Origin of the sequence: Pseudomonas sp. 9AZ (assembly GCF_902506525.1) — a bacterium.
Classification (GTDB): Bacteria; Pseudomonadota; Gammaproteobacteria; order Pseudomonadales; family Pseudomonadaceae; genus Aquipseudomonas; species Aquipseudomonas peli.
In genome coordinates this window covers 3,210,241-3,236,075 of the sequence record NZ_LR733840.1, presented here as the reverse complement: position 1 = coordinate 3,236,075, position 25,835 = coordinate 3,210,241, and the positions used below count along the sequence as shown (strand labels likewise).

General features: G+C 61.5%; 21 protein-coding genes and 2 pseudogenes. 16 read left to right on the top strand and 7 right to left on the bottom strand.

The window, feature by feature from the left end:
* Window positions 1–51: 51 nt before the first annotated feature.
* The 3 genes from hrpA to ALTER154_RS15175 all read left to right on the top strand — a co-directional run bounded on the left by hrpA (window position 52) and on the right by ALTER154_RS15175 (window position 6,502).
* Window positions 52–4,101, top strand: a complete 4,050-nt coding sequence (gene hrpA, locus ALTER154_RS15185; RefSeq protein WP_160088273.1) for an ATP-dependent RNA helicase HrpA — start codon at window positions 52–54, stop codon at window positions 4,099–4,101.
* 94 nt (window positions 4,102–4,195) lie between these two features.
* The gene (locus ALTER154_RS15180) at window positions 4,196–5,002 is read left to right on the top strand and encodes an ABC transporter substrate-binding protein (RefSeq protein ID WP_160088271.1); all 807 of its coding nucleotides are present in this window, start codon (window positions 4,196–4,198) and stop codon (window positions 5,000–5,002) included.
* Between the two features lie 117 nt (window positions 5,003–5,119).
* Window positions 5,120–6,502 (top strand): GntP family permease, encoded by a 1,383-nt coding sequence (locus ALTER154_RS15175; RefSeq protein WP_160088269.1) that lies wholly within the window; start codon window positions 5,120–5,122, stop codon window positions 6,500–6,502.
* Between the two features lie 180 nt (window positions 6,503–6,682).
* Here the strand turns inward: ALTER154_RS15175 and ALTER154_RS15170 are convergent, their stop codons facing one another.
* Window positions 6,683–7,954 (bottom strand): HAMP domain-containing sensor histidine kinase, encoded by a 1,272-nt coding sequence (locus ALTER154_RS15170; protein ID WP_160088267.1) that lies wholly within the window; start codon window positions 7,952–7,954, stop codon window positions 6,683–6,685.
* The gene (locus ALTER154_RS15165; protein ID WP_160088265.1) at window positions 7,944–8,627 is read right to left on the bottom strand and encodes a response regulator transcription factor; all 684 of its coding nucleotides are present in this window, start codon (window positions 8,625–8,627) and stop codon (window positions 7,944–7,946) included. The genes ALTER154_RS15170 and ALTER154_RS15165 overlap by 11 nt, the downstream gene beginning before the upstream one ends.
* 107 nt (window positions 8,628–8,734) lie before the next feature.
* Here ALTER154_RS15165 and ALTER154_RS15160 point away from each other — a divergent pair.
* From ALTER154_RS15160 to ALTER154_RS15140, 5 genes and pseudogenes are all read left to right on the top strand, one after another.
* A pseudogene (locus ALTER154_RS15160) lies at window positions 8,735–10,697 on the top strand (LTA synthase family protein).
* A 41-nt stretch (window positions 10,698–10,738) separates the two neighbouring features.
* Window positions 10,739–11,497 carry a phosphatase PAP2 family protein gene (locus ALTER154_RS15155; protein ID WP_160088263.1) on the top strand — a complete coding sequence of 253 codons (759 nt, stop codon included), beginning with the start codon at window positions 10,739–10,741 and terminating at the stop codon, window positions 11,495–11,497.
* Window positions 11,498–11,547: 50 nt separating this feature from the next.
* Window positions 11,548–11,886, top strand: coding sequence for a hypothetical protein (locus ALTER154_RS15150; RefSeq protein ID WP_160088261.1), 339 nt, complete (start codon window positions 11,548–11,550; stop codon window positions 11,884–11,886).
* Window positions 11,887–12,070: 184 nt separating this feature from the next.
* Entirely contained in the window at window positions 12,071–12,766 is a 696-nt protein-coding gene (locus ALTER154_RS15145) for a tRNA (adenine(22)-N(1))-methyltransferase TrmK (RefSeq protein ID WP_160088259.1), read from the top strand.
* A 136-nt stretch (window positions 12,767–12,902) separates the two neighbouring features.
* A complete protein-coding gene (locus ALTER154_RS15140; RefSeq protein ID WP_160088257.1) occupies window positions 12,903–13,406 on the top strand; it encodes a hypothetical protein in 504 nt (167 codons plus the stop codon).
* Here the strand turns inward: ALTER154_RS15140 and ALTER154_RS15135 are convergent.
* Together ALTER154_RS15135 and ALTER154_RS15130 are read right to left on the bottom strand one after the other, a co-directional pair.
* Complete coding sequence (locus ALTER154_RS15135) at window positions 13,403–14,176, bottom strand: SDR family oxidoreductase (protein WP_160088255.1); 774 nt, start codon at window positions 14,174–14,176, stop codon at window positions 13,403–13,405. The genes ALTER154_RS15140 and ALTER154_RS15135 overlap by 4 nt on opposite strands.
* Window positions 14,173–14,502: a nuclear transport factor 2 family protein gene (locus ALTER154_RS15130; RefSeq protein WP_160088253.1), complete on the bottom strand. Its 330-nt coding sequence runs from the start codon at window positions 14,500–14,502 to the stop codon at window positions 14,173–14,175. Before ALTER154_RS15130 ends, ALTER154_RS15135 begins: the two co-directional genes overlap by 4 nt.
* A gap of 117 nt (window positions 14,503–14,619) precedes the next feature.
* On the opposite strand from ALTER154_RS15130, the gene ALTER154_RS15125 reads away from it, so the two are divergent.
* The 7 genes and pseudogenes from ALTER154_RS15125 (at window position 14,620) to ALTER154_RS15095 (ending at window position 21,110) form a co-directional block, all read left to right on the top strand.
* A complete protein-coding gene (locus ALTER154_RS15125; RefSeq protein WP_160088251.1) occupies window positions 14,620–15,537 on the top strand; it encodes a LysR family transcriptional regulator in 918 nt (305 codons plus the stop codon).
* A 124-nt stretch (window positions 15,538–15,661) separates the two neighbouring features.
* Window positions 15,662–16,558 carry a LysR family transcriptional regulator gene (locus ALTER154_RS15120; protein WP_176600641.1) on the top strand — a complete coding sequence of 299 codons (897 nt, stop codon included), beginning with the start codon at window positions 15,662–15,664 and terminating at the stop codon, window positions 16,556–16,558.
* 3 nt (window positions 16,559–16,561) lie between these two features.
* On the top strand, window positions 16,562–17,464 hold the full coding sequence (locus ALTER154_RS15115) for a LysR family transcriptional regulator (RefSeq protein WP_160088247.1): 903 nt from the start codon (window positions 16,562–16,564) through the stop codon (window positions 17,462–17,464).
* 181 nt (window positions 17,465–17,645) lie between these two features.
* Complete coding sequence (locus ALTER154_RS15110) at window positions 17,646–18,275, top strand: glutathione S-transferase (RefSeq protein ID WP_160088245.1); 630 nt, start codon at window positions 17,646–17,648, stop codon at window positions 18,273–18,275.
* A gap of 51 nt (window positions 18,276–18,326) precedes the next feature.
* Window positions 18,327–20,387, top strand: a pseudogene (locus tag ALTER154_RS15105) (pyridoxamine 5'-phosphate oxidase family protein).
* A 14-nt stretch (window positions 20,388–20,401) separates the two neighbouring features.
* Complete coding sequence (locus ALTER154_RS15100) at window positions 20,402–20,647, top strand: hypothetical protein (protein WP_160088243.1); 246 nt, start codon at window positions 20,402–20,404, stop codon at window positions 20,645–20,647.
* Complete coding sequence (locus ALTER154_RS15095) at window positions 20,634–21,110, top strand: nuclear transport factor 2 family protein (protein WP_160088241.1); 477 nt, start codon at window positions 20,634–20,636, stop codon at window positions 21,108–21,110. Before ALTER154_RS15100 ends, ALTER154_RS15095 begins: the two co-directional genes overlap by 14 nt.
* Window positions 21,111–21,291: 181 nt before the next feature.
* Here ALTER154_RS15095 and ALTER154_RS15090 read toward each other — a convergent pair whose 3' ends face one another.
* On the bottom strand, window positions 21,292–22,035 hold the full coding sequence (locus tag ALTER154_RS15090) for an SDR family oxidoreductase (RefSeq protein WP_160088239.1): 744 nt from the start codon (window positions 22,033–22,035) through the stop codon (window positions 21,292–21,294).
* Between the two features lie 141 nt (window positions 22,036–22,176).
* Here ALTER154_RS15090 and ALTER154_RS15085 point away from each other — a divergent pair, with 141 nt between their 5' ends.
* Window positions 22,177–23,082: a LysR family transcriptional regulator gene (locus ALTER154_RS15085; protein WP_160088237.1), complete on the top strand. Its 906-nt coding sequence runs from the start codon at window positions 22,177–22,179 to the stop codon at window positions 23,080–23,082.
* A gap of 143 nt (window positions 23,083–23,225) precedes the next feature.
* Here ALTER154_RS15085 and ALTER154_RS15080 read toward each other — a convergent pair whose 3' ends face one another.
* On the bottom strand, window positions 23,226–24,935 hold the full coding sequence (locus tag ALTER154_RS15080) for an amidase (protein ID WP_160088235.1): 1,710 nt from the start codon (window positions 24,933–24,935) through the stop codon (window positions 23,226–23,228).
* 89 nt (window positions 24,936–25,024) lie between these two features.
* Complete coding sequence (locus ALTER154_RS15075; protein ID WP_160088233.1) at window positions 25,025–25,729, bottom strand: glutathione S-transferase N-terminal domain-containing protein; 705 nt, start codon at window positions 25,727–25,729, stop codon at window positions 25,025–25,027.
* Window positions 25,730–25,835: the final 106 nt, after the last annotated feature.

Here is a 25,835-nt window from a genome sequence, read left to right as displayed (position 1 = left end):
ACAATCGCCGCCTTCCTGCTCGTCCCCTTGACCCCATCCCGCGATTACCCGATGACCGACGCCACGCCCGCCGTTGACCAACTGCTGAAAAACCTCGACCAGACCCTGCTGGGCGACCGTCATCGCCTGCGCCGCCAGTTGCATGAGCTGCGCAAGCAGACGCCGGTGGACGAAGCCAAGCTGGCGCAGTGGCTGCAGCGTTTCGAGGCGTCCCGTGCCAAGGTCGAGGCGCGCCGGCTCAGTGTGCCGACCATGCGTTACGACGATGCGCTGCCGATTGCCGCCAAACGCGATGAAATCAAAGCCGCCATCGCCGCGCACCAAGTGGTGGTAATCGCCGGGGAAACCGGATCGGGCAAGACCACTCAGTTGCCGAAAATCTGCCTGGAACTGGGGCGTGGCGTACATGGACTGATCGGCCACACCCAACCACGGCGCCTGGCCGCGCGCAGCGTGGCTACTCGGGTTGCCGAGGAAATTGGCACGCCGCTGGGCGAGCTGGTCGGCTATCAGGTGCGTTTCGAGGACCAGAGCAACGAGCGCAGCCTGATCAAACTGATGACCGACGGCATCTTGCTGGCAGAAACCCAGCACGACCGCTACCTGGAAAAGTACGACACGATCATCGTCGACGAAGCCCACGAACGCAGCCTGAACATCGACTTCCTGCTGGGCTTTCTGAAAACCCTGCTGGTGCGTCGCCCTGACCTGAAGCTGATTATCACCTCGGCGACCATCGACCTGCAGCGCTTCTCCGAGCACTTCGGCGGCGCGCCGATTGTCGAAGTGTCCGGGCGTACCTTTCCGGTGGACACCTGGTACCGGCCGCTGGCGGCTGAGCAGGACGAAGACGGTAACCGCGTTGAGGAAGACCTCTCGGTCGATCAGGCGATCCTCGCCACGCTGGATGAAATCAGCGCGTTCGAGAAGAGCGAAGGCAAACGCCCCGGTGACGTCCTGGTGTTCCTGCCCGGCGAGCGCGAAATTCGCGACGCTGCCGAGGTGCTGCGCAAAGCCAACCTGCGCCTGACCGAAGTGTTGCCGCTGTATGCGCGCCTGACCCCGGCCGAGCAGCAGAAGATTTTCGCGCCCATGGGCGCGCGCAAGATCGTCCTGGCCACCAACGTTGCGGAAACCTCGCTGACCGTGCCGGGCATCCGTTATGTGATCGACTCCGGCACGGCGCGCATCAGCCGCTACAGCTACCGCGCCAAGGTGCAACGTTTACCGATTGAGGCCATCAGCCAGGCCAGCGCCAACCAGCGTAAGGGCCGCTGCGGGCGGGTCGAGCCAGGCATCTGCATCCGCCTGTACAGCGAGGAAGATTTCAACGGCCGCCCGGCCTTTACCGATCCGGAAATCCTGCGTACCAACCTGGCGGCGGTGATCCTGCAGATGCTCCACCTGCGCCTCGGTGAGATCGACGCCTTCCCCTTTATCGAGCCGCCGGATGGCAAGGCCATCAGCGACGGCTTCAACCTGCTGCAGGAACTCTCGGCGGTTAATCGCGAAGGGCAACTGACGCCGTTGGGTCGTCAGCTGGCGCGTTTGCCGGTGGACCCGCGCCTAGGTCGCATGGTGCTGGAAGGCGCCAAGCAGGGCAGCCTGGAAGAAATCCTGATCATCGCCAGTGCGCTGTCGGTGCAGGATGTGCGCGAGCGTCCGTCCGACCGTCAGCAGGCTGCCGACCAAGCCCACGCGCAGTGGAAGGACGTGGATTCCGATTTCGCCGCGCTGATCAACCTGTGGCGCGGCTTTGAAGAACAGCGCCAGGCTTTGGGGGCAAGCGCGCTGCGCAGCTGGTGCCGGAAGAACTTCCTCAATTACTTACGCCTGCGTGAGTGGCGCGATGCGCATCGCCAGTTGGTGCTGATTACCCGTGATTTGCAGCTCGGCAAACCGGCGAGCGAGACGGGTAGGGGCGAGCCGCGCGCTAAAGAGCAGACGCCTACTACCCAGGACCGCCGGAATGCCGGACCACAACTATCAGCGGCCCAGAAAGAAAAAGAGCTGGCCGAAAAAGACCAAGCCGCGCAGCGCGCCAAAGGCTACGCCGCCGTGCACAAGGCGATTCTCGCCGGCCTGCTTAGCCAGATCGGCCAGAAAACCGAAGACGGCGACTACCTCGGTGCCCGTCAGCGGCGTTTCTGGGTGCATCCGTCCTCGGTGATCGGCCGTAAAAAGCCCACTTGGCTGATGGCCGCCGAGCTGGTCGAAACCACCAAGCTGTTTGCGCGCACGGTGGCGAAGATCGAGCCAGACTGGATCGAGCCGTTGGCCGGCCACCTGATCAAGAAAAACCACCTGGAGCCGCACTGGGAGAAGAAGCGCGGCCAGGTCGTGGCCTATGAACAAATCAGCCTGTACGGCCTGATCGTGGTCGGCCGCCGTGCGGTGCACTTCGGTCCTATTGATCCCGTGGCCTCGCGTGAGCTGTTTATCCGCGAGGGCCTGGTCGGTGGCGAAATCAACTCGCGGGCCAAGTGCCTGACGGCCAACCGTCAGTTGCTGGAAAAACTCGACGAACTGGAAGCCAAGGCACGCCGTCGCGACATCCTTGCCGACGAGGAAACCCTGTTTGCCTACTACGAGGCGCGCCTGCCGGCGAACATCTACCAGAGCGCCACCTTCGACAGCTGGTACAAAACGGAGAGCGCAAAAAATCCGCAGCTGCTGATCATGCGCGAAGAGGATGTACTCGCTCGCGATGCCAAGGAAGTCACCGCTGCGCAGTACCCGGACACCCTGCGGCTGGGCGAGCTGACCCTGCCGCTTACGTATCACTTCGAGCCCAACCACCCGCGTGACGGCGTGACCCTTCGCGTGCCCGCGCCGTTGTTGCCGCAATTGCCGCCTGAGCGCCTGGAATGGTTGGTGCCGGGGCTGCTGGAGGCCAAATGCATGGCCCTGGTGCGCGGCCTGCCCAAGGCGCTACGCAAGAACTTTGTGCCGGTGCCGGATTTTGTCGGTGCCGCCCTGGGCAAGATCAGTTTTGCCGACGGCAGCCTGCCCGAGGCCCTGGGCCGTGAGCTGACGCGCATGACCGGCACGCGGGTCAGCGACGAGGCTTGGGCCGAGTCCGCCGCGCAGCTCGAGGGTCATCTGCGGATGAATATCGAAGTGGTCGACAACCAGGGCAAGCCCCTCGGTGAAGGCCGCGACCTGGCCGAGCTGACCGCGCGTTTCAGCGAAGCGACTCAGGCGGGTCTAGCCCTGCCGAAAACCGCCAAGAGCCAGCAACCGGTGGAGGCCAAGGCCTTTAGTGAAGTGGCGGCGAAGACTCAGCAACAGGTCGCGGGTCTGTCCATGACCGTCTACCCGGCGCTGGTGGAAGAGGCAGGCGTGGTCAAGGAAGAGCGCTTCCCGACCCTGGCCGAAGCCGAGTTTCAGCATCGTCGTGCGCTGCAGCGCTTGCTGTTGCAACAACTGAGCGATCAAGCCAAGTTCCTGCGCGGCAAGCTGCCGGGGCTGACCGAGCTGGCATTGCTGTACCGCGATATGGGCCGGGTCGATGCGCTGGTTGAGGACATTCTGCTGGCCAGCCTCGACAGCTGCATCCTTGAAGACAGCGAGCCGCTGCCGCGCGACGGTGCGGGCTTGGCGGCTCTGGCCGAGCGTAAGCGTGGCGACTGGACCGGCGAGGCCGAACGCCTGGCCAAGCTGACCCTGGAAATTCTCAAGCTCTGGCACGGCCTGCAGAAGCGCTTCAAAGGCAAGATCGACCTGGCTCAGGCCATGGCACTCAACGACATCAAGCTGCAGCTGAGCAACCTGGTCTATCCCGGTTTCGTCCGCGAAACCCCGGCGCAGTGGCTTAAGGAAATCCCCAGATATTTGAAGGCCATCGAGCAACGCCTGGACAAGATCGCCGGCCAGGTGCAACGCGACCGCGTATGGAGCGGTGAGCTGGCGGGCTACTGGGAGCAGTACCAGGCGCGCCTGGGTAAACACAGCCAGGAAGGCAAGCGCGACCCGCAGCTGGTGCTGTACCGCTGGCTGCTGGAGGAATACCGCGTTTCGCTGTTCGCTCAGCAGCTGGGCACCAAGCTGCCAGTCTCCGACAAGCGTTTGAGCAAGCAGTGGAGCAGCGTCGAAGCTTAAGCGCCCCTGTAGTATTGGCCTGAGTCGGCGGCTTGCTTGATCACCGGAAGGTACTGCTAGACTCAGGCCACATCCCGTCGTGCCCGCGTGAGTGATGATCTTGATTGCAGTCGATGTACGCCGCTCGTCCTTACTGCGCCTCCGCTTTTTGCTTGCCCTGTTGCTGCTGGCCTGTTGGCCGGGTCTGGCGGCAGCCACCTGTGAGAAGACGCTGCGCTGGGACGATGACCCGCCGTTCAGCATGCAAACGGCGGATGGCGCGGTGGTTGGCATCGACGTTGAAATCAATCGTGCGGCGCTGGCCCGTTTGGGCTGCCAGATCAAACTGCGCAAACTGCCCTGGGCGCGGGCGCTCAAGGAGCTGGAGCTGGGCCGCCTGGATATTCTGCCTGGCGCCTTTCGCCGGCCAGAGCGCGAGGTTTATGCGCATTTCTCCGGCCCGGTGCTGCCGCCCTCACGCAATATTCTGTTTATGCATGCCCCAGCACTGCAGCGCTGGCCCATCACCCAGCTGCTGGAACTGCAGCACAGCGAATTCCGCCTGGGCGCACAGATCAACGTGGCCTACGGTGCTGACTATGAGCAACTCATGCGTGACCCGGCGTTTGCCGCGCGGGTGGTGCAGGTGGCCAACCGCAACAACCTCTGGCGCATGGTCGGCAAGGGCCGCATCGATGGGGTGATTGCCGACGAAAACACCGGCGCCTACGAAATCCAGCAACTGGGCCTCAGCGAGCGGATCAAGCCCACAGCTGTAGTGGTATCCAGCGATGCCGCCGAGATTGCATTCAGCAAGCGCTCAATCGAGCCTGATTTTGCCCAGGCCTATGCCGATGCGCTGCATGAGCTGGTGGTGGATGGCCGTTATGCACGGATTGTGCAGCGCTATATACAGCCGTAAACGTGACTTGCTGAAAAATAGGTAGCGGTATCGCTATTGATTTAACGGCACTGTTACTCGCTCCGCTGCCTGTGTGATGCTGTGGCAAGACAATAATAAATAACAAGGAGCGCAGTTATGTTGGGAGATTTAGGGCTGTTTGTTGGGCTTGCGTTGCTCATCTGGATGGCGTTACGCGGCGTCAATATTTTAATTGCCGCGCTGTTGTGTTCGTTGGTGGTGGCTTTAACCAACGATCTGGAAGCGCCCAAGGCTTTGCTCGAATATTTTCCCTTCGGGCCGTTAGGGGCGTTCACTTTCGCCGGCAAGTTCTTTGTACTTTTTCTTTGTGGCGCGATCTTCGGCAAAGTCATGGCCGCCAGCCAAGCGGCCAGCAGCATTGCTCAAGCGATTACCCGTAGCCTGGGAATTCAACGCACCCTGTGGGTGAGTATGGTGGTCTGTGCCCTGCTGACCTATGGCGGTGTGGTGGTGTTTGTGGTGATTTTCACCATGTACCCACTGGGCATTACCTTGATGCGCGAGGCCAACTTGCCCAAACGGCTGTTTTGCGCAGCGACGGCTTTGGGCTCTGGCACATTCACCATGACCGCATTGCCGGGTTCACCCTCGATCCACAACGTGATCGCCTCCAGCGCTCTGGGCACTGATCTGTTCGCCGGTGCCTGGCTTGGCCTGCTGGCCAGCGCGGTGATGATCATCCTGGGTATGGCTTATGTGCAGCGTGAGTGGCGTATGGCCCGTGCCCGGGGCGAGGGGTTTGAGAGCAATGCTCAGGATTTGCGCATGCAGCAGTTGGCAGGGGAGCCCGGTACAGGCCCGCATTGGGGCATGGCTTTGCTGCCGATTCTCGTGGTGCTGGGCGTCATCATGTTGCCACGTTTGCTGTTGCTCAGCGGCGGGGTGACGGCGGGTGAGGGCATGCTCGGCCAAGTGCTGAACTTCAGTCAGCGTCAGCCCATTATCTGGCCGAGCCTGGCCCTGATAATTGCCACGCTGACGGCCATTCTGCTGTTCCCGGCGTTACGGCGGAATACCGTGGCGATGCTGGGGCAGGGCGCTGATGACTCCATCATGCCGCTGCTCAATACCGCTGCGGTGATCGGTTTTGGTGGCGTGGTCACCCAGACTGCTGGCTTCGGCCAATTCGTCAACTGGGTACTGTCGGTGGACATGCCGCCGCTGCTGTCCATTTTCGCCTCGGTCAGCGTGGTGTCAGGCATTGTCGGCTCGTCTTCCGGCGGCCTGCAGATCTTTATGCAAACCCTGGCCCCCAAATATCTGGAAATGGGCGTGGAGCCTGAGGTGCTGCACCGTATCGCCACCATTGCCGCTGGCGGCCTGGACTCGCTGCCACATTGTGGCGCGGTGATTGCCATGTTGATGATCATGGGGCTGAACCATAAACAGGCTTACAAGGACATCTTTGTGGTGACGGTACTGATCCCCGTGATTGCCGTATTTGTCTGCATCGGCGCATTGGGCCTGATGGCCGCTTGATAAGGCCGTTCCCGCACGTGGTCAGCCAATTCTGCTGCCCCGCTGTTGGCTGATGCCCGCGGGGCGGGTGCTGGGTTTTGCGCCCTAGGATGAGCGCGCGGTTGAGGATGCAGCCAAGGCTGTGGCTTTGGCATTGATGCCCTAAGGCGCACGAAGCAGTCGTGCGCCCGATGGTCGGGTTTAGGCGTCAGGGTTGAATGCCACCGTAAAACAGCTGCCGCCTTCCTCCAGGTTGCGTACCGAGATCATCCAGCCCTGTTTGCTGCAGATTCGTTTCACCAGAGAGAGGCCCAGGCCAAGTCCTTCCCCGCGCGCCTCTGCACCCCGTACAAAAGGCTGAAAGATCTGCTCATGTTGCTCCGGGGCAATGCCCATGCCGCTGTCTTCCACGCGAAAACCGCCGGTGGTCAGCACCAGGTGCACAAAGCCTCGCTCGGTGTAATGCAGGGCATTGCGTAGCAGGTTAGCCATGACTGTGTTGAGCAAAACCGGGTTGTAGAGGCCCGAATCCGGCCCCTCCTGTAGGCATTGGAAATCCAGGCCCTTTTCAGTGAGCAGCGGTCCCCAGCGGTTGGCTTGTTCCGTCGCCACATCGGTCAGGCTGCTGTTCGCCACAAAGGCACTTGCGTTGGCTTTATCGCGCGCCAGTTGCAGGAAGGTCTGCACCAGGTCGCGCATTTCTTCACTGGCCCGGCTGATGCGCTCAATCTGCTCGCGCTCACGCGGCGGCAAATGGCCTTCGGCCAACAATTCGCAGGAGGTAGCAATGATCATCAAGGGAGTGCGCAGTTCGTGGCTGACATCACTGGTGAACAGCCGCTCGCGCTCCAGCGATTGGCGCACCTGGCCCAGGGTGCTGTCGAAGGCCGCCGCCAGTTGACCCACTTCATCGTCGGGGTATTCGGGGGCCAGTGGTGGCGCCAGCACATGCAGCTGGTCGCGGTGGCGCACCTGCTGTGCCAGCCGACTCACCGGGGCCATGACCTTTCGAGCCATGATCAACCCAAGCCCCCAAGCACCGACCACGGTAAGCAGAAACCCCGCCAATACGACGTCGAACAGGGCTTGCTCATGGGCTTCGAATTCGTGCTGTTCCTGCGCCAGGAGATGGGTCTGGCCATTCATTTTGCGGCTGTAGACGTAGAACGCGGCGGTGCCGTCAACCACTTCGGTAAAGCCCGCCGGCAAATCGGCGAACCTTGCGGGTATCGGGTACTGCGGCTGTTCGGAGCTGAAAAACTGGGTCATGGAGTCGAGCCTGGGCGGGCGTCCATGCTGAATATCTTCCTCAAGCACCTTGCCCAGTTCTCGGTTCAACTCCTCGGAAACCAGGTTTTCTTCAATGAAGTGCACCACGGCCACGATGCTCAGTGAAAACAGGCCGCTGACCAAGGTGGTCATCAGCACGAAGGCAATCAGAATGCGCCTGGAAAAAGGCTGTTTAGACACCATCGGTCTGCTCCGCCAGTCGATAACCGACGCCATGCAAGGTGTGTAGCAATGGGGACGCGAACGGTTTATCGAGGACCTGGCGCAGCTGATGAATGTGGCTGCGCAGGCTGTCGCTGTCCGGGCAATCATCGCCCCACAGTGCATCCTCCAAGGCTTCGCGACGAACCACTGCGGGGCTTTTCTGCATCAGTACGGCCAGTAACTTGAGGCCCAGTGGGTTGAGTTTGAGCGGCTGTCCCGCCCGGCTGACATGCAGGGTGTCGAGGTCATAGACAAGGTCGGCGACTTTCAACTGGCGCTTGCGGCTGCCCTGGCTGCGCCTCAGGATCGCCTCAATCCGCGCCACCAGTTCAGACAGCGCAAACGGTTTGATCAGGTAATCGTCAGCCCCGGCCTGCAAACCTTGTAGCCGATCATCCAGGGCGTCGCGGGCGGTGAGCATCAGGATCGGTACCTCATTGCGGCCGTCCTCGCGCAGCCGTTTGCACACCTGATAGCCGTCAATGCCTGGCAGCATGATGTCCAGCACGATCAGGTCATAGTGTCCGGTGCTTGCCAGGTGCAGACCGCTCAGGCCGTCTTGTGCACAGTCAACGCTGAACCCCTTGAGCTGCAGGTAGTCGAGTACGTTGGCGAGGATGTCGCGGTTGTCTTCGATCACTAGGATGCGCACAGATAGAACTCTTTCTCTGGTTTTGACACTTTCTTCACATCCCGTTGACGCCTGGCTCACAGGCCTCGCCACAGACTGCGGCTCGTTCATCCAGCAAGGATCATACGATGCCTCAGCTTCATTACGCCCAACTGCGCTACCTGTCCATCATCGTGCTTGCCTGGCTGGCGGTGTTCGTCCTGACGCGCAGTGTACTGCTGCTCAGTCACCTGGCCGCTGTGGATGTAAGCCTGCTGCAATGGTTCGGTGTCTTCGGGGTTGGTCTGGTCGGTCTACGACCTGAGCTTTTTGCTGTATGCCACGTTGCCTCTGGCGCTTTACCTGCTGGTGTGTCCGGCCCGTCTATGGTGTCGGCGCTGGCATCAACGCCTGCTGCTTGGCCTGGTCGGCGTCAGCGTGTTTGCGATGCTGTTTACGGCGGTTGCCGAATGGCTGTTTTGGGATGAGTTCGGCGTGCGGTTCAACTTTATCGCCGTGGACTACTTGGTTTACTCGGAAGAGGTGATCAACAACATCCTCGAGTCGTACCCGATCTATCCGCTGATTGCGTTGCTCGCGGTGATCGCCATGGGGGTCAGCGTTGCATTGTATCGGCCGGTGGACGCCGCGCTTCAAGCACCACTCATGCCCCGCGGCCGTGCCTGTGCAGCCCTGGTAGCGCTGTGCGTGCTGGTCGGGTTGGATGGTCTGTCGGTTGGTCAGGACAGCCCGCGTGGCCTGGGTGGTAATACCTATCAGCGGGAGCTGGCCAGCAACGGGCCGTTTCAGTTCTTCGCAGCCTTTCGTAATAACGAACTGGACTACCCGCAGTTCTATGCAACGTTGCCGGCGCCGGAAGTGGCCAGCCTGTTGCGCGAGGAGGTGAGCGAAGCCAATGCCCGCTTTATCGGTCACGACCCTCAGGACATTCGCCGGTTGATCGACAACCACGGTCAGCCACAGGTGATGAACGTGGTGCTGGTCACCATCGAAAGCCTCAGTGCCAAATACCTGGGCAGCTTCGGCGATGCGCGAGGCCTGACGCCCAATCTGGATGCCCTGCGTCAGCAGAGCCTGAGCTTTACTAACTTCTACGCCACGGGCACACGTACCGACCGCGGATTGGAAGCGATTACCTTGTCCATACCGCCCACGCCTGGCCGTTCAATCGTCAAGCGTATTGGCCGTGAATCCGGTTATGGCAGCCTGGGTCAGCAGTTCAATGCCCGCGGTTATGACAGCGTATTTATCTACGGCGGGCGCGGCTACTTCGACAACATGAATGCCTTCTTCAGCGGCAATGGCTACCGCGTTGTCGACCAGAGCAGCGTGGCGGAAGGCGATATGACCTTCAAGAACGCCTGGGGCATGTCCGATGAGGATCTTTACCAGCAAACCCTCAAGGTCGCCGACGCGGATCATGCCCAGGGCAAACCCTTCTTCCTGCAACTGATGACTACCTCCAACCACCGGCCTTATACCTATCCCGATGGGCGCATCGACATCCCGTCCGGCGAGGGTCGTGAAGGCGCGGTGAAGTACACCGACTACGCGATCGGCCAGTTCTTGCAGCAGGCCAGAGCTAAACCCTGGTTCAACCAGACGGTCTTCGTCTTTGTGGCCGATCACACGGCCGGCAGTGCAGGCCAGGAGGACCTGCCGGTGGCGAACTACCACATCCCGTTGTTTATCTACGCCCCAGCCCTGATCCAACCCCAGGCATTCACTGAAGTGGCGAGCCAGATAGACCTGGCACCCACCCTGCTGGGATTGCTCAACATCGATTACAGCTCAACCTTTTTTGGCCGCAACGTGTTGCGTAAAGACCGCGCTCCTGGGCGGGCGCTGATTGGTAACTACCAGCACCTGGGGCTGTTCGACGGTCACGACCTCGCCATTCTCAGCCCGCGCCGGAGTATGCGCAGGCATGACGATGCGCTTGGGTTGAGCCACGAGTCTTCAAGTACGGTCCGCGACAGTTTGCTGCGCCGCGATATCGCCTACTACCAGGGCGCCAGCCACGCGTTTCAAAAACGCTTGATGGCGTGGCAGCCCTCAGCCCTGCCTGAAGCACAGCTCAGCAACCGCTAATCCCCGCACTGCTTCGGCAGTGCCTTGACTGGAGTGCAGTGATGGCAGTCGTACGCACGGCTCATACCAATCGCTACTTTGATTTTCGCCTTGCGCTGGGCATTCCCTTGGCGCTGATGGCGCTGCTCCTACTGCTGGACCCCAGTGGCGTGGACTTCGCACTTGCGAATCGGTTTTATGAGCCGGGGCTGGGGTTTGTCGGTCGGCATAATTTCTGGCTGGAAGACATCCTGCATGACCGCGCCAAACAGGGCGTGATCATTCTGGGCGTTCTGTCGATTGGCGGCTTGTTACTGAGCTTGGTGGTTAAGCAATGGCGGGCATGGAGCCTGCCGCTCGGCTATCTGGTGCTGTCTCTCGCGGTATCGACCAGCATTGTCACACCGCTGAAAAAGCTGACCGCGATGCAATGCCCCTGGAGCTTGACTGAGTTCGGTGGCGAAGAGGCGTTCAGCCCGTTACTGGGTGAGCGGGCCGTTACAGACCACCCTGGGCGTTGCTGGCCGGGTGGCCATGCGTCTGCCGGTTTCTCGCTGATTGCGCTGTTCTTTGCCCTGCGTGATCGCTACCCGCGAGGCGCCCGGGTCGCACTGGCGCTGGCATTGGGCCTGGGTACGATTTTTTCTATCGGGCGGGTGATGCAGGGCGCGCATTTCCTTTCGCACAACCTGTGGACCCTGCTCTTCGATTGGCTGATCTGCACGCTCTTTTACCGCTGGCTGCTGTATCGGCCGAGTGCCGTCTGTGACGCATCGCCAGCGCAACTCCCCGTCCACCCCTGGCGGAGCGATGCCTTATGAGCGGCAACCCTGGCAGTACTGTCCGCCTCGGATACCGGCATGGCGTAAGCATGCTGACTGTCAGTGTGCTCATCTGCCTGTTAAGTGGCTGCCAGAGCACGCGCGAGGCCATGATCGCCGAAGGGTATCCCGCCCCATTTGTTGATGGGTTTGAAGCCGGGTGCAGCAGCGGTCGGCAAGCGGCTGGAGCATTGGCCGACTTCCGCAAAGATGTTCCGCGCTACCTGCAGCAACCCCTCTACGCACAAGGTTGGGAAGATGGCTTTCGCCAATGCCAGGCCGCGCTGGAGAGCGCCATCGAACGTGAACTGCACGATAGCGACATGCGCGACCGGGAGTGGCGTCGGCATGTTGACCAGGCCATGGCTAAAGCCCTGCGCAGCAGCTGAAACTGGCTATCGAAGCGCCTGCTGTGCACCGCCCTGTGGGTTTAAGACCGCCTGTCAGTGAGGTGCTTTAGCCGTGGCTCGCTGAGCGCTGGTCGCCGAAAGTTGCCATGCACGCTGTGGCTCGACAAAATCGCGCACCGATTCGGCCCAATGGCCGGGTGGCGATGTTGAGAAGAGGCTGGAGTTGAACGAGCAAACACTATCCATGCGCCTGGAACGCGTGGCAGCGCATGTGCCCGCTGGGGCGCGGTTGGCGGATATTGGCTCGGATCACGCCTATCTCCCAGTGGCCTTGATGCGCCGTGGGGTTATCGAGGCCGCCGTGGCCGGAGAGGTGGCCTTGACGCCGTTTCACGCGGCTGAACGCAGCGTGCGTGAGAATGACTTTGCCCAACAGATCAGCGTGCGTCTGGCCGATGGCCTGGCGGCGATTGAGGCGGGCGATGCCATCACGGCGATCAGCATCTGCGGGATGGGCGGTGAGCGGATTCGCGACATCCTCGACAGCGGCAAGACGCGTCTGACGGGCCAGGAGCGGTTGATCCTGCAACCTAACGGCGGCGAGCAGCCGCTGCGCCAATGGCTGATGGACAATGGTTACCGCATCCTCAGTGAGGAAGTGCTGCGGGAAAACCGCTTTGCCTACGAAATCATCGTGGCCGAGCGCTCTGGCCCGGTGACTTACAGCGCCGAGGAGCTGTACTTTGGCCCGCTGCAAATGCAGGCGCGCAGCCCGGCGTTCCTGGCCAAGTGGCAGCGCCTGCTGCGCCTGAAGAAGCAGACCCTGGCTGACTTTGCCCAGGCACGGCAGACGGTGCCGGAAGAGAAGGTGCAGAAAGTCGCCCAACAGACGCAGTGGATTATGGCGTTGCTGGCGTAAGCCGGATTAACGCCGCAGCGCGCCGTGACAAAGAAATTATCCCTTTGCAGCCGCAGGCGGCCAACACTGAATACAATTTGCCCACCATCATCCCAGTGCCATGAACATGGCTGCACCGGACAAGGAACTCGCCAATATGGCTTCCCCAGACAAACAGCAAAAACGCGCCCAGCGGGCTAAAACCAAGGCCAAGCAGAATCGTATGGGCAAGCCCAAGGCCAATGTGATTCACCCGGTGTTGGCCAACCCACTGATCAACGAGCCGTTCGATGATGTCGACATCGACCTGAGTACCTTCGATTTCAAAGATATCGAGGAAAACGGCTTCGACCCCGCGCACTTCGATGACCTGTTCCAGGCGATGAAGATGGCTGAAGGCATCAGCCTGCTGGCGATGTGCCTGGTGTTTCTGCAATACCCGGTACTGGAGCTGGTGGTCGCAGAAGAGGCGGAGGAGGCCGCGACCGACTTTATGATGGGCCTGCTGATCGTCTATCGCGGGATGTTCCACGATGAAGACGAGGACGCTGCGGTGGACTGGATCGGCAGTGACGCGTTTCAGCATGCCTACAACGAAGCCTCGCTGATCCTGCAGCAAAAGAACGCGCGCAGCAGCGCCCGTTCTGAGTACAACCGCTAGGCAGTTGGCACGGTTCCGCCATCAATCACAAACTCGCTTCCGGTGATCGATGCCGCACGAGGTGAGGCCAGGAAAGCAATCAGCTCCGCCACCTCTGCAGGCTTGGCCGGGCGGCCGAGCGGAATCCCGCCGAGGGCATCCATGATGATGCGTTTGCCGCCGGCGTAATCGGTGCCGGCTTCCTGCGCCAATCGCTCGGCCAAGGCCACCGACGCTGCGGTCTCGATCCAACCCGGCGAAACCCGAATCACCCGTACGCCTTGCGGCGAGACTTCTTTCGACAAGCTTTTGCTGTAGGTCGACAGCGCCGCCTTGGCGGCTGCGTAAGCCGTGGTGGCCTCGGGCAAGGGCAAGCGGTTCTGAATCGAGGTCACATGGATGATCACCCCGCTCTGGCGCTTTAGCATCGCCGGGAGCAGGGCGCGATCCAGGCGCACGGCCGGCAGCAGGTTAAGGTCGAGTTCGCGTTGCCACTGCGCGTCGTCCAATACCGCAAAGCCGCCGCTGGGGGCCGATGAGCCACCCAGAACGTGGACGATGATGTCCACATCGCCCAGTCGTTGCTGGGCTGCGGCCACCAGGGTTTCGCAGCCTGCCGGGGTCGTGAGATCGGCCTGTGTGAATTGCTCCGCCGGCAGGTCGCTGCTGGCCTGCCGAGCGCATGTCAGCACCTGTGCGCCCTCGACAAGGAACAGCTCGACCAGCGCGCGGCCGACGCCTTTGGTGCCACCGGTGACCAGCACGCGTTTGCCGTTTAGGTCGAGGTTCATGGCGCGATCTCCAGTGAACGGATCTGGCCGTCCTCAAGCCGGAATACATGATTCAGCTGCAGCGGGCTGCCGGGGAAGTTGCCGACCAGCCGCGCCGTGACGCTCAGCGAATCGTCATTCTGCGTCGCTGTCAGCGGCTCGACGCTGTAGGTGAAGGCCCGGCGGGCTTCCTGTTGCCAGGCTGCGATGGCGTCAATGCCCTGGTGTGTATGGTTTTCGTCGGTCACGCTGGCGTGCGCGCAGAAGCAGGCGGCAAGGCGCGAGATGTCGGCGCCATTGCTGACAGAAAAGTAGGTCTGTACGGCGTCAGGCAGGTGCAGGTTCATGGCCTGATCTCCTCTCACAGTGGGTTGGGGTTTACGACTGTGATCTTGCCGCTCGCTTGATAGTTTGCTCAACTGGGATAGACGTTAACGGCCTATCCCGAATTTCAGGACAATTGCATGGCAGATTCACGCCTTGGTCTCAATGAGCTGGAAGCTGTGTTGGCCGTGGCACGGCGGGCGTCCTTTCGCCTGGCCGCTATCGACCTGGATGTATCAACCACGGCATTGAGCAACACCATTGCCAAGCTGGAGGCGAGCCTCGAAACGCGGCTGTTCAACCGCACCACCCGCAGCGTGTCGCTAACCGAGGCGGGTGCGATGTACCTAGAGCAGGTCGGCCCTGCGTTGCAGGACGTACGTGCAGCGCTGGAAGCGGTGCGTTCGCACAATGCCGGGCCGTCGGGTGTGTTGCGCATCAATGCCTTCGCCAGTGCCGCCCGCGCCGCGTTGCTGCCGCTGGTGCTGGAGTTTCTACAGCGTTACCCGAAGGTGCATATCGACCTGGTGACCGAAGGCCGCCTGGTGGACATCGTCGCGGATGGTTTCGATCTCGGCGTGCGCGCCGCGAGTCTTGTGCCCAGCGACATGATCGTGATTCCAATCGGCCCGCCGCAACGCTACGCGGTGGTCGGCTCGCCCGCCTACTTCGCCCAGCACGGTCGTCCGCATAATCCGGCGGATCTGCTCAAACATCAGTGCATCCGCATCCGCCTACCCAATGGGGCGATTTACCCCTGGCATTTCGAGCGTGCGGGGGAAGTGACCCGGCTGGATGTGACTGGCCAACTCACCCTGGACGAGCCGAGTGTCGCCAAGGCGGTGGTGCAGGAAGGCGTGGGGCTCGGTTTTTTTATGCAGCAGGATGTGCAGGCCGAACTCGACGCCGGGCAATTCGAGCGGGTGCTGGAGGCGTGGACGCCGCCCCGCGACAACCTATGCCTGTACTACCCGAACCGGCGCAACCCCTCCGCCGCGCTCAAGGCATTCACTGTGCTGGCTCGGGGTCATCTGCTGAGCAAAGACCAACGCGGATGATCCACCGGCTGTCTGCCACCGCGTGGTGGTCGGCCGCGACGCGCAAGCGCTACGCTAGTGCCTATTAGGCCATCTTTTAGGTCAGTCTCAACGTTGGGCGGTGAGCGTGGACAGGTTTCAGGAAATGAAGGTGCTGCTGGCCGTTGCCGAAGCAGAAAGCTTTGCCGGCGGAGCCCGGCTGGTGGGGATGTCGCCACCCAGCGTGACCCGGGTGATTGCCGGTTTGGAGAAACGCTTGGGCACGCTGTTGCTGGCGCGCAGCACGCGAAGCCTGCGCTTGACCGAAGCGGGGCGGCGCTATGTGGAGGACTGCAAGCGCATCCTGCTGGAGCTGGAAGAGGCCGAAGAGTTGGCCACCGGCAGTAGCATTCGGGCACGGGGCAACCTGACCGTGACGGCGCCGGTGATGTTCGGTGAGCTTTACCTGATCCCGCTGATTACCGAGTACCTGTCAGCGCACCCGCAGGTGACGATCAATGCGCTGCTGGTGGATCGCCTGGTGAACATGGTGGAGGAGGGCGTGGACGTCGCCATCCGCATTGGTCAGCTGCCGGAAACCGGCTTGCAGGCCATCAAGGTTGGCCATATTCGTCCGGTGATCTGCGCTGCGCCGGCTTTTCTCGAACGCTTTGGTCGGCCACAGGAACCCAAGGAGGTACTGGCAGCGCCCATCGTGATGTCCTCGGCCAGCAGCCTGCTCACCGACTGGCAGTTCAACCTGGGCACCAGCGCTCTTACCCTGCATCCCAAGCCGCGCCTGCTGGTGAGTTCCAACCAGGCGGCGATCAATGCTGCACGGCTGGGTTGGGGCCTGACGCGGGTGTTGTCGTATCAGGTGGCCGAGTTGGTCGCAAAGGGTGAGCTGGAGATCATTCTGGAGCCCTTTGAAGCAGCGGCACTGCCGGTGCATGTGCTCTATCAAGGCGGCGGACGAGTACCCGCCAAGGTGCGCACCTTTGTCGATTTCTGTACCAGCCGCTTCCTACAAGACCCAGCGCTGCAAAGGGGCGAAGGTGCTTAAGCCATGAGTCGCTATCGGCAGATGCAGGTATTCGCCGCCGTGGTGCAAGCCGGCAGCCTGGCTGCGGCCGCGCGCCAGCTTGAGCAGTCGCCCGCGACCGTTATGCGCAGCATCGCCGCACTGGAAGCACGCCTGAACAATAGGCTGTTGCTACGCGGGCCGCGCGGCGTCGAGCTAAGCCCGGCAGGCGAGCAGTTTGCCGTCAGCTGTCGGCAGATTCTCGAACACACCGCTGTTGCCGAGCGCTCTGCTTCCGGCGTGCATGCGTGCCCCGCTGGTCGGTTGACCTTGTCGTTACCGCTGCTGATGGATCAGCAGGTACTGATGCCAATTGCCCTCGATTATCTGACGGCGTTCCCTGAGGTGCAGTTGGTCACCCAGGCCTGCGAAGGTGTGCCCAAACTGCTTGAGGAGAACATTGATGTTGCCCTGGTGGTGGGCCATCTGCCGAACTCGTCCGGGTTTGCCATGCCGGTGGGCAGGGTGCGGCCGATTGTTTGCGGTTCTCCCGCCTACCTGGCCAAGTGGGGACGCCCGCAAACGCCTGAGGACCTCAAAGCGCACCGTACGGTATTGACCACCGCCAGCGGCCAGCAAAGCGAATGGCGTTTTCATGGTGAGCGCTCCACACGCTTGGTGAAACCCTTGCCGGTACTGACGTGCACCACTCAGCGCGCCGCCATCCATGCCGCGACCCTGGGGCTGGGGTTGATTCGCTGCATGAGCTACGAAGCGCACCATGAATTGCAGAGCGGGTTGCTTGAGCCGGTATTGAACGACTTTGCCAGCCAGGCCTTGCCCGCACAGTTGATCTACCGCGACGGCCGCCGGGCCGAGGCGCGTGTGCGCACCTTTATCGACTTCGCCACGCCAAGGCTGCGGGCTCATCCGGCATTTCTAGACTGACAGGGCGTCGCGACCGTGGCTGTGTGCGATCGTATTCTTTTATAAAACGGAATTATGCATTGCTCTGCATGGCGATTCTGCTTAGCCGCGAGTAGGCGCAGCATAAACCTACCAGCGCAAAAAACGCCCAGCTTGGGTGACGCAGCGCTGATTCATCTGACCCTCTACAAGGAGCCGCACCATGTCTCAGCCAGCCATCAAACTCTATCGCCACCCACTGTCCGGCCACGCGCATCGCGTTGAGCTACTGCTCTCACTGTTAAAGCTGCCCACCGAACTGGTGTTTGTCGACCTGGCCAACGGGGCGCACAAAAAACCTGAATTCCTCGCCATCAACGCCTTTGGCCAAGTGCCGGTGATTGATGACAACGGCACCCTCCTCAGCGACTCCAACGCCATTCTGGTTTATCTGGCGAAAACTTATGGCAAGGGTGCCTGGCTGCCGGAAGAGCCCCTCGCGGCAGCAAGCATTCAGCGTTGGCTGTCGGTGGCAGCGGGCCAGCTGGCTTACGGCCCGGCTTCGGCTCGGCTAATCACCGTGTTCGGTGCACCCTTGAATGCCGAGGATGTGATCGCCCGTTCCCATGCCCTGCTCAAGGTGATGGACGGCGAGCTGGCCAACAGCCTGTTCCTGGCAGGCGCAACCGCCAGCATCGCCGATGTCGCCAACTACACCTATATCGCCCATGCCCCGGAAGGCAATGTCTCGTTGCAGGCCTACCCGAATGTGCGCGCCTGGCTGGAGCGGGTAGAGGCTCTTCCCGGGTTCGTGCCGATGCAGCGTACCGCCGCAGGTCTGCACGCCAACTGAGTCCGTCATAGGCTGCCGGGTACCCGGCAGCTCTCTTGAGGAGCGCATTGCATGGATCATCTGCCCAAACACCGCCGCTCACCCTGGCATGCCGGGGAAAAAACGCTTCAGGACATCTACAGCGTCGCCGAACGCATGGAGGTGATTGGGCAGAAGGTCATTCGCGATTACATGCCCGACCAGCACCGCGAGTTCTACCAGCAACTGCCGTTTATGGTTGTCGGTGCAGTCGATGCACAACAGCGGCCCTGGGCGACCCTGCTGGAGGGGCCGGAAGGTTTTGTCGCATCTCCTGATCCGCGGCAGTTACTCCTGGCCGTACAGCCTGATGCGCAGGACCCCGCTGCCAGCGGCCTGCAAGCGGGGCAGGCGATTGGCTTGCTCGGCATCGAGCTGCACACGCGTCGGCGCAACCGCATCAATGGGGTGATTCAGCAAGTGTCTGCCAGTGGCCTGGCCGTAGCGGTCGAGCATTCCTACGGCAACTGCCCCAAGTACATCCAGGCGCGCTCTTATACCCACTCATCGGGGCCGTTGCAGCAGCGCGCTGAGCGCGAGAACTTCACCGAACTGAATGACCGCACCACCGCGATGATCCGTGCGGCGGACACCTTTTTTATCGCCAGCTACTTCGACCATGACGCGCACAATCGCTCGGTGGACGTGTCGCACCGTGGTGGCCGCGCTGGCTTTGTCAAAGTCGAAGGCAACCGGCTGACCATCCCCGATTACGCCGGCAACCTGTTTTTCAATACCTTGGGTAACCTGCAAGCCAATCCTGTCGCCGGCTTGCTGTTTATCGATTTCGCCACGGGCGACATCCTGCAACTCACTGGCCGCACCGAGCTGATTCTCGACAGCCCGATGATCCACGCCTTCGAAAGTGCCGAGCGCCTGTGGACCTTCGAGGTTGAGCAGGCCGTACTGCGCCCGGCGACAACCTCGCTGCGCTGGACCTTTCATGACTATGCACCGACCAGCCTGGCCACCGGAAACTGGGCGGATGCCGACGCGAAGCTTCGTCAGAGCGAGCAACGCCGACAGTGGCAGCAGTGGCGCGTGACCCAGGTGCATCAGGAAAGTCAGGACATTCGCTCGTTTTATATTCAGCCGCTGGATGGCGCGGCGGTAGCGTTTACTTCGGGCCAGCACGTGCCGGTGCGTCTGCACATTCCAAGTGTTGAGGTGCCACTGATCCGCACGTACAGCGTTTCCAGTGCACCGTCTGACGGTCAGGTGCGCATCAGCGTCAAAGCCCAGGGGCCGGCTTCGCACCACCTGCATAGCCAGGTGCAGGTGGGCGATGTGCTGGAAGTTCGCCCGCCCATGGGTAGCTTTACCCTGATCGAAAAAACCGAGCGTCCGGTGGTATTGATCGCTGCCGGGGTGGGCATTACGCCCTTGCTCTCGATGTTTCGCGAGCTGGCTGCGCAAAATAGTCAGCACCCGCGGCAACGCCCTGTGTATCTGTTTCAGAGCGCCCGAACCCTGGCGGGCCTGCCATTCCAGGCCGAACTCAAGGCGCTGCAACAGTGCGATAGCGAGCACCTGCATATCCATCGTGCACTCAGTAGCCCAGGCACTGAGGCGGTTGTGGGGCGTGATTTTGAAATAACCGGTCGCCTCGACTTCGCCCAGGTCAAGGCGCGGCTGCCGCTGGATGACTACGACTTTTACCTGTGCGGCCCCGGCGGTTTTCTGCAGAGCATGTACGACGGGCTGCGGGCGCTGAATATCCCGGATGAGCGCATCCATGCCGAGGCATTCGGCCCTTCGACACTGCAACGTTTAGCGGTTGAACAGCCTGCTGCACCGGTTTAGTTACCTGCCGCCAGCGCCCCAGTACCGGTCTACTTCTCTTCATCAGTTAAGGAGGCGCGCTGGACGCCAGGCAGTGGCAGCCTGCTGGAGCTGGCCGAGAGCCGTGGTCTGAGCCCTGACTTCAGCTGCCGGGGTGGTTCGTGCGGCACCTGCAAAACGCGCCTGGTCAGCGGCCACGTGCATTACCCCAATCCACCGGCACAACTGCCAGAGGGCGACAGCGTATTGATCTGCTGCGCCGTACCGGCAGCGCTGGACGGCGCTATCCAACCCCTGGTGCTTGATCTCTAGCGAGGTACTGCAATATGAACCGCGAAACAGTGGACCGTTACGACGCGCCCGACGCATCAAGTGAAACGCCAGGGCACTGGGAGGTGAATTATTTACTGCCGCAGTTGCTGTCTGGCACGGAGTACCCGGGCTACGGCGTAAATGCTGCGCTGATGCGCGTGTTGAAGCGGCTGTTTGCCGCCTTACGGGCGCCCGGCGTCGTGCCATCTGTAACTCCATCCCTCACCACGTGCAGGAGCCAGCGCCATGTCTACCGCTGAAATTCGTCAACCGGTTCCGCCCTTTACCCGGGAGTCGGCCATCTTGAAAGTCCGTCTTGCCGAAGATGGCTGGAACAGCCGCGATGCGGCCAAAGTGGCCATGGCCTATACCCTGGACACCCAATGGCGCAACCGCGCCGAATTCGTCACCAGCCGTGCCGAGGCGCAGGCGTTTTTAGAACGTAAGTGGCGCAAGGAGCTGGAGTACCGTTTGATCAAGGAGCTGTGGGCGTTTACCGATAACCGCATCGCCGTGCGTTATGCCTACGAATGGCACGACGACTCGGGCAACTGGTTTCGCTCCTACGGCAACGAGAACTGGGAGTTCACCGAAAACGGTCTGATGGCGCATCGCTTTGCCTGCATCAATGACCTGCCCATTGAAGAGTCCGAACGCAAATTCCGTTGGCCATTGGGGCGGCGCCCTGATGACCATCCGAGGCTTTCGCAATTGGGGCTATAAGTCCAACCGACTCAGAAGGGCTGAGCGCTGCATGGAAGGGGCCGTCATCGAGTACCTACCTGAATAGCCGTCGCAACGTGGTGCCCTTTGCAGATGCTGGTGAACATCCGTTTGCTCACCAGCGCGTGTTCCTGCGCTTGCTGGTTTTCCAGCAGAGGCGCCCACAGGCGCCTTGCTTGGTTTAGAAGTCCTGCACGGTTGGGCGCAGTACGATTTCGTTGATGTCGACATCGGCAGGCTGCTCGATGGCGAAGGCGATGGCGCGTGCCACTGATTCGGCGGGAATGGCCTGCTGGTAGAAGTCGACCACGAAATCACGGCTGGCCTGGTGGGAGCTGCCGAACTTGAGTTCAGAGTCGACGGCGCCCGGCTCGATGGTGGTGGTCCGAATACGACCACCCACTTCATGGCGCAGCCCCTCGGAAATGGCGCGGACCGCAAACTTGGTACCGCTATAAACCGTACCACCCGGGCTGAATACCTTCAGGCCCGCGACCGAGGCGATATTGATAAAATGCCCACTATTCTGCTGTTGGAACACTGGCAGCGCGGCTGCCACCCCGTACAGCAAGCCCTTGATATTGATGTCGATCATGCGGTCCCACTCGTCCACCCGCCCTTCGCTCAGCGGGGCGATGGCCATTAGACCTGCGTTGTTGACCAGCACGTCGAGGCGGCCGAAGGTGTCTATTGCGCCCTGGATCAGCGCCTTGACGTCATCCTGGGAGGTGACATCGGTCTGGTAGGCCACCGCTTGGCTGCCAGCGTTTACCAGCTCTGCAACCAGCGCATCCAGTTTGTCCTTGCGGCGTGCCGCCAGGACTACACGCGCACCTTTTTCTGCCAGATGGCGGGCCGTGGCCTCGCCCAAACCGCTGCTGGCGCCAGTGATGATGACTACTTTTCCGGAAATATTGTTGCTCATGCTCTGAACCTCATTGTGACAGGTTGAACGACGCCGGGAGATGTCCCTGGCTTGCGAGCACAGTAGAGCCACTGCGAATCTCAATAAATGGAAATGTTTGGATTAAGCTATTCCTTATTTTGGAATAAAGGCGGGTAACACATGCTCAATCGCATGGAGATGGTCAGGATCTTCTGCGCCGCTGCCGAGTCCGGCAGCTTCCGTGCAGCCGCAAGCCGCTTGGGTATTTCACCGCAGAGCGTGACGCGCGCCGTTCAGGCGCTGGAAGCCGAGCTGGGTGAGCCGCTCTTCCACCGCAATACCCGTCAGGTGCATATCACCGCCTTTGGCCAAGGCTATGCACAGGAGGCCCGCTCGGCCCTCGAGCACTTCGATGCACTGTTTCGCTCGCATCGCAGTGAACCTGAGCTTTCAGGCCGTATCGGGATTACCGCGCCGCAAACTATTGGCCGGCACTACCTGATTCCGTTTCTGCAGCCGCTGATGGCGGCTCATCCACACTTGCAGTTCCACTTGCGGCTGGAAGACCAGATGACGGACTCGGTGGAGGCGCAGATCGACATTGGCATTCGGGTCGGCTTGATACGCGACCGTCGCTACGTTGCGAAGGCACTGGCATCCGTGCCCATGCATGTGGTTGCCAGCCCGGGGCTGGTCGAGCGGATCGGCTCACCGCGCTCGATTCAGGCGCTTGACGCTTGCCCACTGTCCGCGTTGATCGACCAGCGCAATGGCAGGCCCTGGCCTTGGATGTTCGTCGATGGCCAGAGTTTCACTCCCCGGCAACCCGTGTTGATTTGCGACGATGCTGATACCGAGCTGGAGGCGATTGTGTCCGGCACCTGTTTTGGTCAGATTCCCGCCTACCTTGCCAACCCATTAATCCGCAGCGGCAAACTCATAACCGTGTTGGATGAGCTTGCTCCACCGCCCTGGGACCTGTTCATTTATCGCCCGCAACAGGGCCCAGTTTCACGCCGAGTACGCTTGGTGTTCGATCACTTGACTGAGGCATTTCGCGACCCCCAACGTTTTCCTCGCAGCTGAGTTACCGCCAGGGTTGGGCTGCTCATGCGTGTCTTCGGCTGTGTGAATAACTCTGCAAGTTGTACCAGCCGACCACTGTAGAGGGGCACTCCGGTGTATTCCCCTCAAAGCCGCTCATGTGAGCGGCTTTGTTGTCTGCGGCGTTAACCGCGCGACAGCGGCGGGGTACGTGGCGGCACCAAGCGTTTTGAGCCGGTGGACTCGAACGCGGCGGCAAAGCGCAGCAGAGCCGAGTCGTCATAGGCGCGACCGGCGAAGGTCAGGCCGATGGGCATACCGATGTCGGCCATCACGCCCATCGGCACGGTGACGGTGGGCACGCCCAGATGACGGATGGCCAGGTTGCCGTTGGCTACCCACACACCGTTGCTCCAGGCGATATCGGCAGACGCTGGATTGACGTCGGCATCCGCCGGTCCGACGTCGGCGACGGTGGGGAATAGCACGGCGTCGAGGCCGAGGTTATCCATCCAGTCTTCCAGGTCGAGCTTGCGGGTGTGTTCCAGGCCGCGCAGACCATCGGGCAGGGTTTCGATCTGATCCCAGTTCTTCAGGCCGCGCTTGGCCATGTTGACGTATTCATCCATGCCAGCGGCCAGGTCGCCCTCGCGGTTGGGCAGGGTGCCGGGGTCGTGGGGGAAAATCTGCGGGCCGTCGACGTCGGCCAGCGTGTTCAGCTTGGGATCGCCGTTGGCGCGTAGGAAGTCGTCAAAGGCCCAGCCGCTCAGCTCCCACAGTTCGTCGTGGAGAAATTCCGGGGTGACGATGCCACGGTTGTAAACGGTCGGTGCGCCGGGGCGGTCGCCTTCACAGTTGGACACCAGCGGGAAGTCGACGTCGATGACTTCGGCGCCGGCGGCTTCCAGCGCCTTGCGCGCGGCTTCCCACAGATCGATCACTGAGGCGCGGGTGCGGATGCGCTGGCCGGTTGGGCCGCCGATGCCGGGGTTCTCGCTGGTGCCGGCGGCGTCATCCTTGTTGATAAACATACGTGGCACGCCAAAGCGTTTGCCGGCCAGGGCGTCGGCCTTGGCGGCGAGGTCGGCATAGGCGGCTGGGCGCACCTCGGAGGCTTTCGGGATCGCTACCCAGGGCTGCAGGCGCCAAAGGTCGCCACGGTTGTCCGGGTCGTCGGCGACCACGATATCGAGTATTTCCAGCAGATCGCTCATGGTTCGTGCATAGGGCACCACCACGTCCATGGTCGGCGTCAGCGGCCAGTTGCCGCGAACCGAAATCACTCCGCGCGACGGTGTATACGCACACAGACCGTTGTTCGAGGCTGGGCCGCGACCGCTCGACCAGGTTTCCTCGGCCAAGCCGAAGGCAGCAAAGCTCGCGGCAGTAGCGGTGCCGGCACCATTGGATGAGCCGGAAGCGAAGGGCGCGGTGAGATAGCCGGCGTTGTACGGGCTTTCCGCGCGGCCATAGACGCCGCGCTGCATGCCGCCGTTGGCCATGGGCGGCATATTGGTTTTGCCCAGGCAGATGGCGCCGGCGGCGCGCAGGCGCTCGACGGTAAAGGCATCGCGATAGGCGACCAGGTCCTTGAAGGCTGGGCTGCCGGAGGCGGCGGTCAGGCCCTTGACCAGGTAGCTGTCCTTGGCGGTGTAAGGGATGCCGTCGAGCGGGCCGAGGGCCTCGCCACGGGCGCGGCGTTCATCGGATGCCTGGGCTTCCTTGAGCGCATCGGGGTTGCGCACGACGACTGCGTTAAGTCTGGTCGGGGTGCCGGCAGCGTCGTAGGCATCGATGCGGGCGAGGTAGGCCTGCACCAGTTCGACCGCCTTGGTCTGGCCGGCTTCGAGCGCGGCGCGCAGTGAAGCAATGGAAACCTCGGTTACCTCGATCATGCTGTCACCGCTGGCTGTTGAAGAGGGTTGTTCATATTGGTTCTCGTGGCGCTGTTGTGTACGCGTTGAACAGGTTGCTGGCGATTATTTTAGCCGCGTGCCGGAGTGACCAGGCCCTTGATTACTGCCGGGCGGGTGACAAAGGCTTGTAGCGCCCGCTGCACATTAGTGAAGCGCTCGAACTCCACCAACTCGCCAGCCTCGTAGAAACCCACCAGGTTTCTCACCCAGGGGAACACGGCGATATCGGCGATGCTGTAGTCCTCGCCCATGATCCAGCTGCGGCCTTGTAGGCGTTGTTCGAGCACGCCGAGCAGGCGCTGGGATTCGGCGACATAACGGTCGCGTGGGCGTTTGTCCGGGTAGTCTTTGCCGGCGAATTTATGGAAGAAACCCAGCTGGCCGAACATCGGGCCGATGCCGCCCATCTGCCACATCAGCCACTGCAGGGTTTCATAGCGCGTGGCGGGGTCCTGGGCCAAGAGCTGGCCGGTTTTCTCTGCCAGGTAGATCAGAATCGCCCCGGACTCGAAAAGCGCCAGCGGTTTGCCGCCTGGGCCGTTGGGGTCGAGGATCGCCGGGATCTTGTTGTTGGGGTTGAGCGAGAGGAATTCTTCGCTGAGCTGATCGTGAGTGTCGAAGCTGACCAGGTGCGGCTCATAGGCCAGGCCGACTTCTTCGAGCATGATCGAGGCTTTGACGCCATTGGGCGTGGGCAGCGAATACAGCTGCAGGCGCTCTGGGTGCTGGGCAGGCCATTTTTGCGTAATGGGGTAAGCGGAAAGGGCTGACATGGGCGCTCCGGATTAAGGTGGCGAAAGGCGCAGGATAACGGTGATTGGCCATTTGGTCAGGTTGCAGGTTTTTCCCCGCGCGCAGAAATAGGTATGGTTGGGGCCA

Bases quoted from the DNA above. Each gene is read 5' to 3' on its own strand.
- hrpA (WP_160088273.1), top strand. From the start codon at position 52: ATGACCGACGCCACGCCCGCCGTTGACCAACTGCTGAAAAACCTCGAC.
- ALTER154_RS15180 (WP_160088271.1), top strand. From the start codon at position 4,196: ATGATCTTGATTGCAGTCGATGTACGCCGCTCGTCCTTACTGCGCCTC.
- ALTER154_RS15175 (WP_160088269.1), top strand. From the start codon at position 5,120: ATGTTGGGAGATTTAGGGCTGTTTGTTGGGCTTGCGTTGCTCATCTGG.
- ALTER154_RS15170 (WP_160088267.1), bottom strand. From the start codon at position 7,954: ATGGTGTCTAAACAGCCTTTTTCCAGGCGCATTCTGATTGCCTTCGTG.
- ALTER154_RS15155 (WP_160088263.1), top strand. From the start codon at position 10,739: ATGGCAGTCGTACGCACGGCTCATACCAATCGCTACTTTGATTTTCGC.
- ALTER154_RS15150 (WP_160088261.1), top strand. From the start codon at position 11,548: ATGCTGACTGTCAGTGTGCTCATCTGCCTGTTAAGTGGCTGCCAGAGC.
- ALTER154_RS15140 (WP_160088257.1), top strand. From the start codon at position 12,903: ATGGCTTCCCCAGACAAACAGCAAAAACGCGCCCAGCGGGCTAAAACC.
- ALTER154_RS15135 (WP_160088255.1), bottom strand. From the start codon at position 14,176: ATGAACCTCGACCTAAACGGCAAACGCGTGCTGGTCACCGGTGGCACC.
- ALTER154_RS15130 (WP_160088253.1), bottom strand. From the start codon at position 14,502: ATGAACCTGCACCTGCCTGACGCCGTACAGACCTACTTTTCTGTCAGC.
- ALTER154_RS15125 (WP_160088251.1), top strand. From the start codon at position 14,620: ATGGCAGATTCACGCCTTGGTCTCAATGAGCTGGAAGCTGTGTTGGCC.
- ALTER154_RS15120 (WP_176600641.1), top strand. From the start codon at position 15,662: ATGAAGGTGCTGCTGGCCGTTGCCGAAGCAGAAAGCTTTGCCGGCGGA.
- ALTER154_RS15115 (WP_160088247.1), top strand. From the start codon at position 16,562: ATGAGTCGCTATCGGCAGATGCAGGTATTCGCCGCCGTGGTGCAAGCC.
- ALTER154_RS15110 (WP_160088245.1), top strand. From the start codon at position 17,646: ATGTCTCAGCCAGCCATCAAACTCTATCGCCACCCACTGTCCGGCCAC.
- ALTER154_RS15100 (WP_160088243.1), top strand. From the start codon at position 20,402: ATGAACCGCGAAACAGTGGACCGTTACGACGCGCCCGACGCATCAAGT.
- ALTER154_RS15095 (WP_160088241.1), top strand. From the start codon at position 20,634: ATGTCTACCGCTGAAATTCGTCAACCGGTTCCGCCCTTTACCCGGGAG.
- ALTER154_RS15090 (WP_160088239.1), bottom strand. From the start codon at position 22,035: ATGAGCAACAATATTTCCGGAAAAGTAGTCATCATCACTGGCGCCAGC.
- ALTER154_RS15085 (WP_160088237.1), top strand. From the start codon at position 22,177: ATGCTCAATCGCATGGAGATGGTCAGGATCTTCTGCGCCGCTGCCGAG.
- ALTER154_RS15080 (WP_160088235.1), bottom strand. From the start codon at position 24,935: ATGATCGAGGTAACCGAGGTTTCCATTGCTTCACTGCGCGCCGCGCTC.
- ALTER154_RS15075 (WP_160088233.1), bottom strand. From the start codon at position 25,729: ATGTCAGCCCTTTCCGCTTACCCCATTACGCAAAAATGGCCTGCCCAG.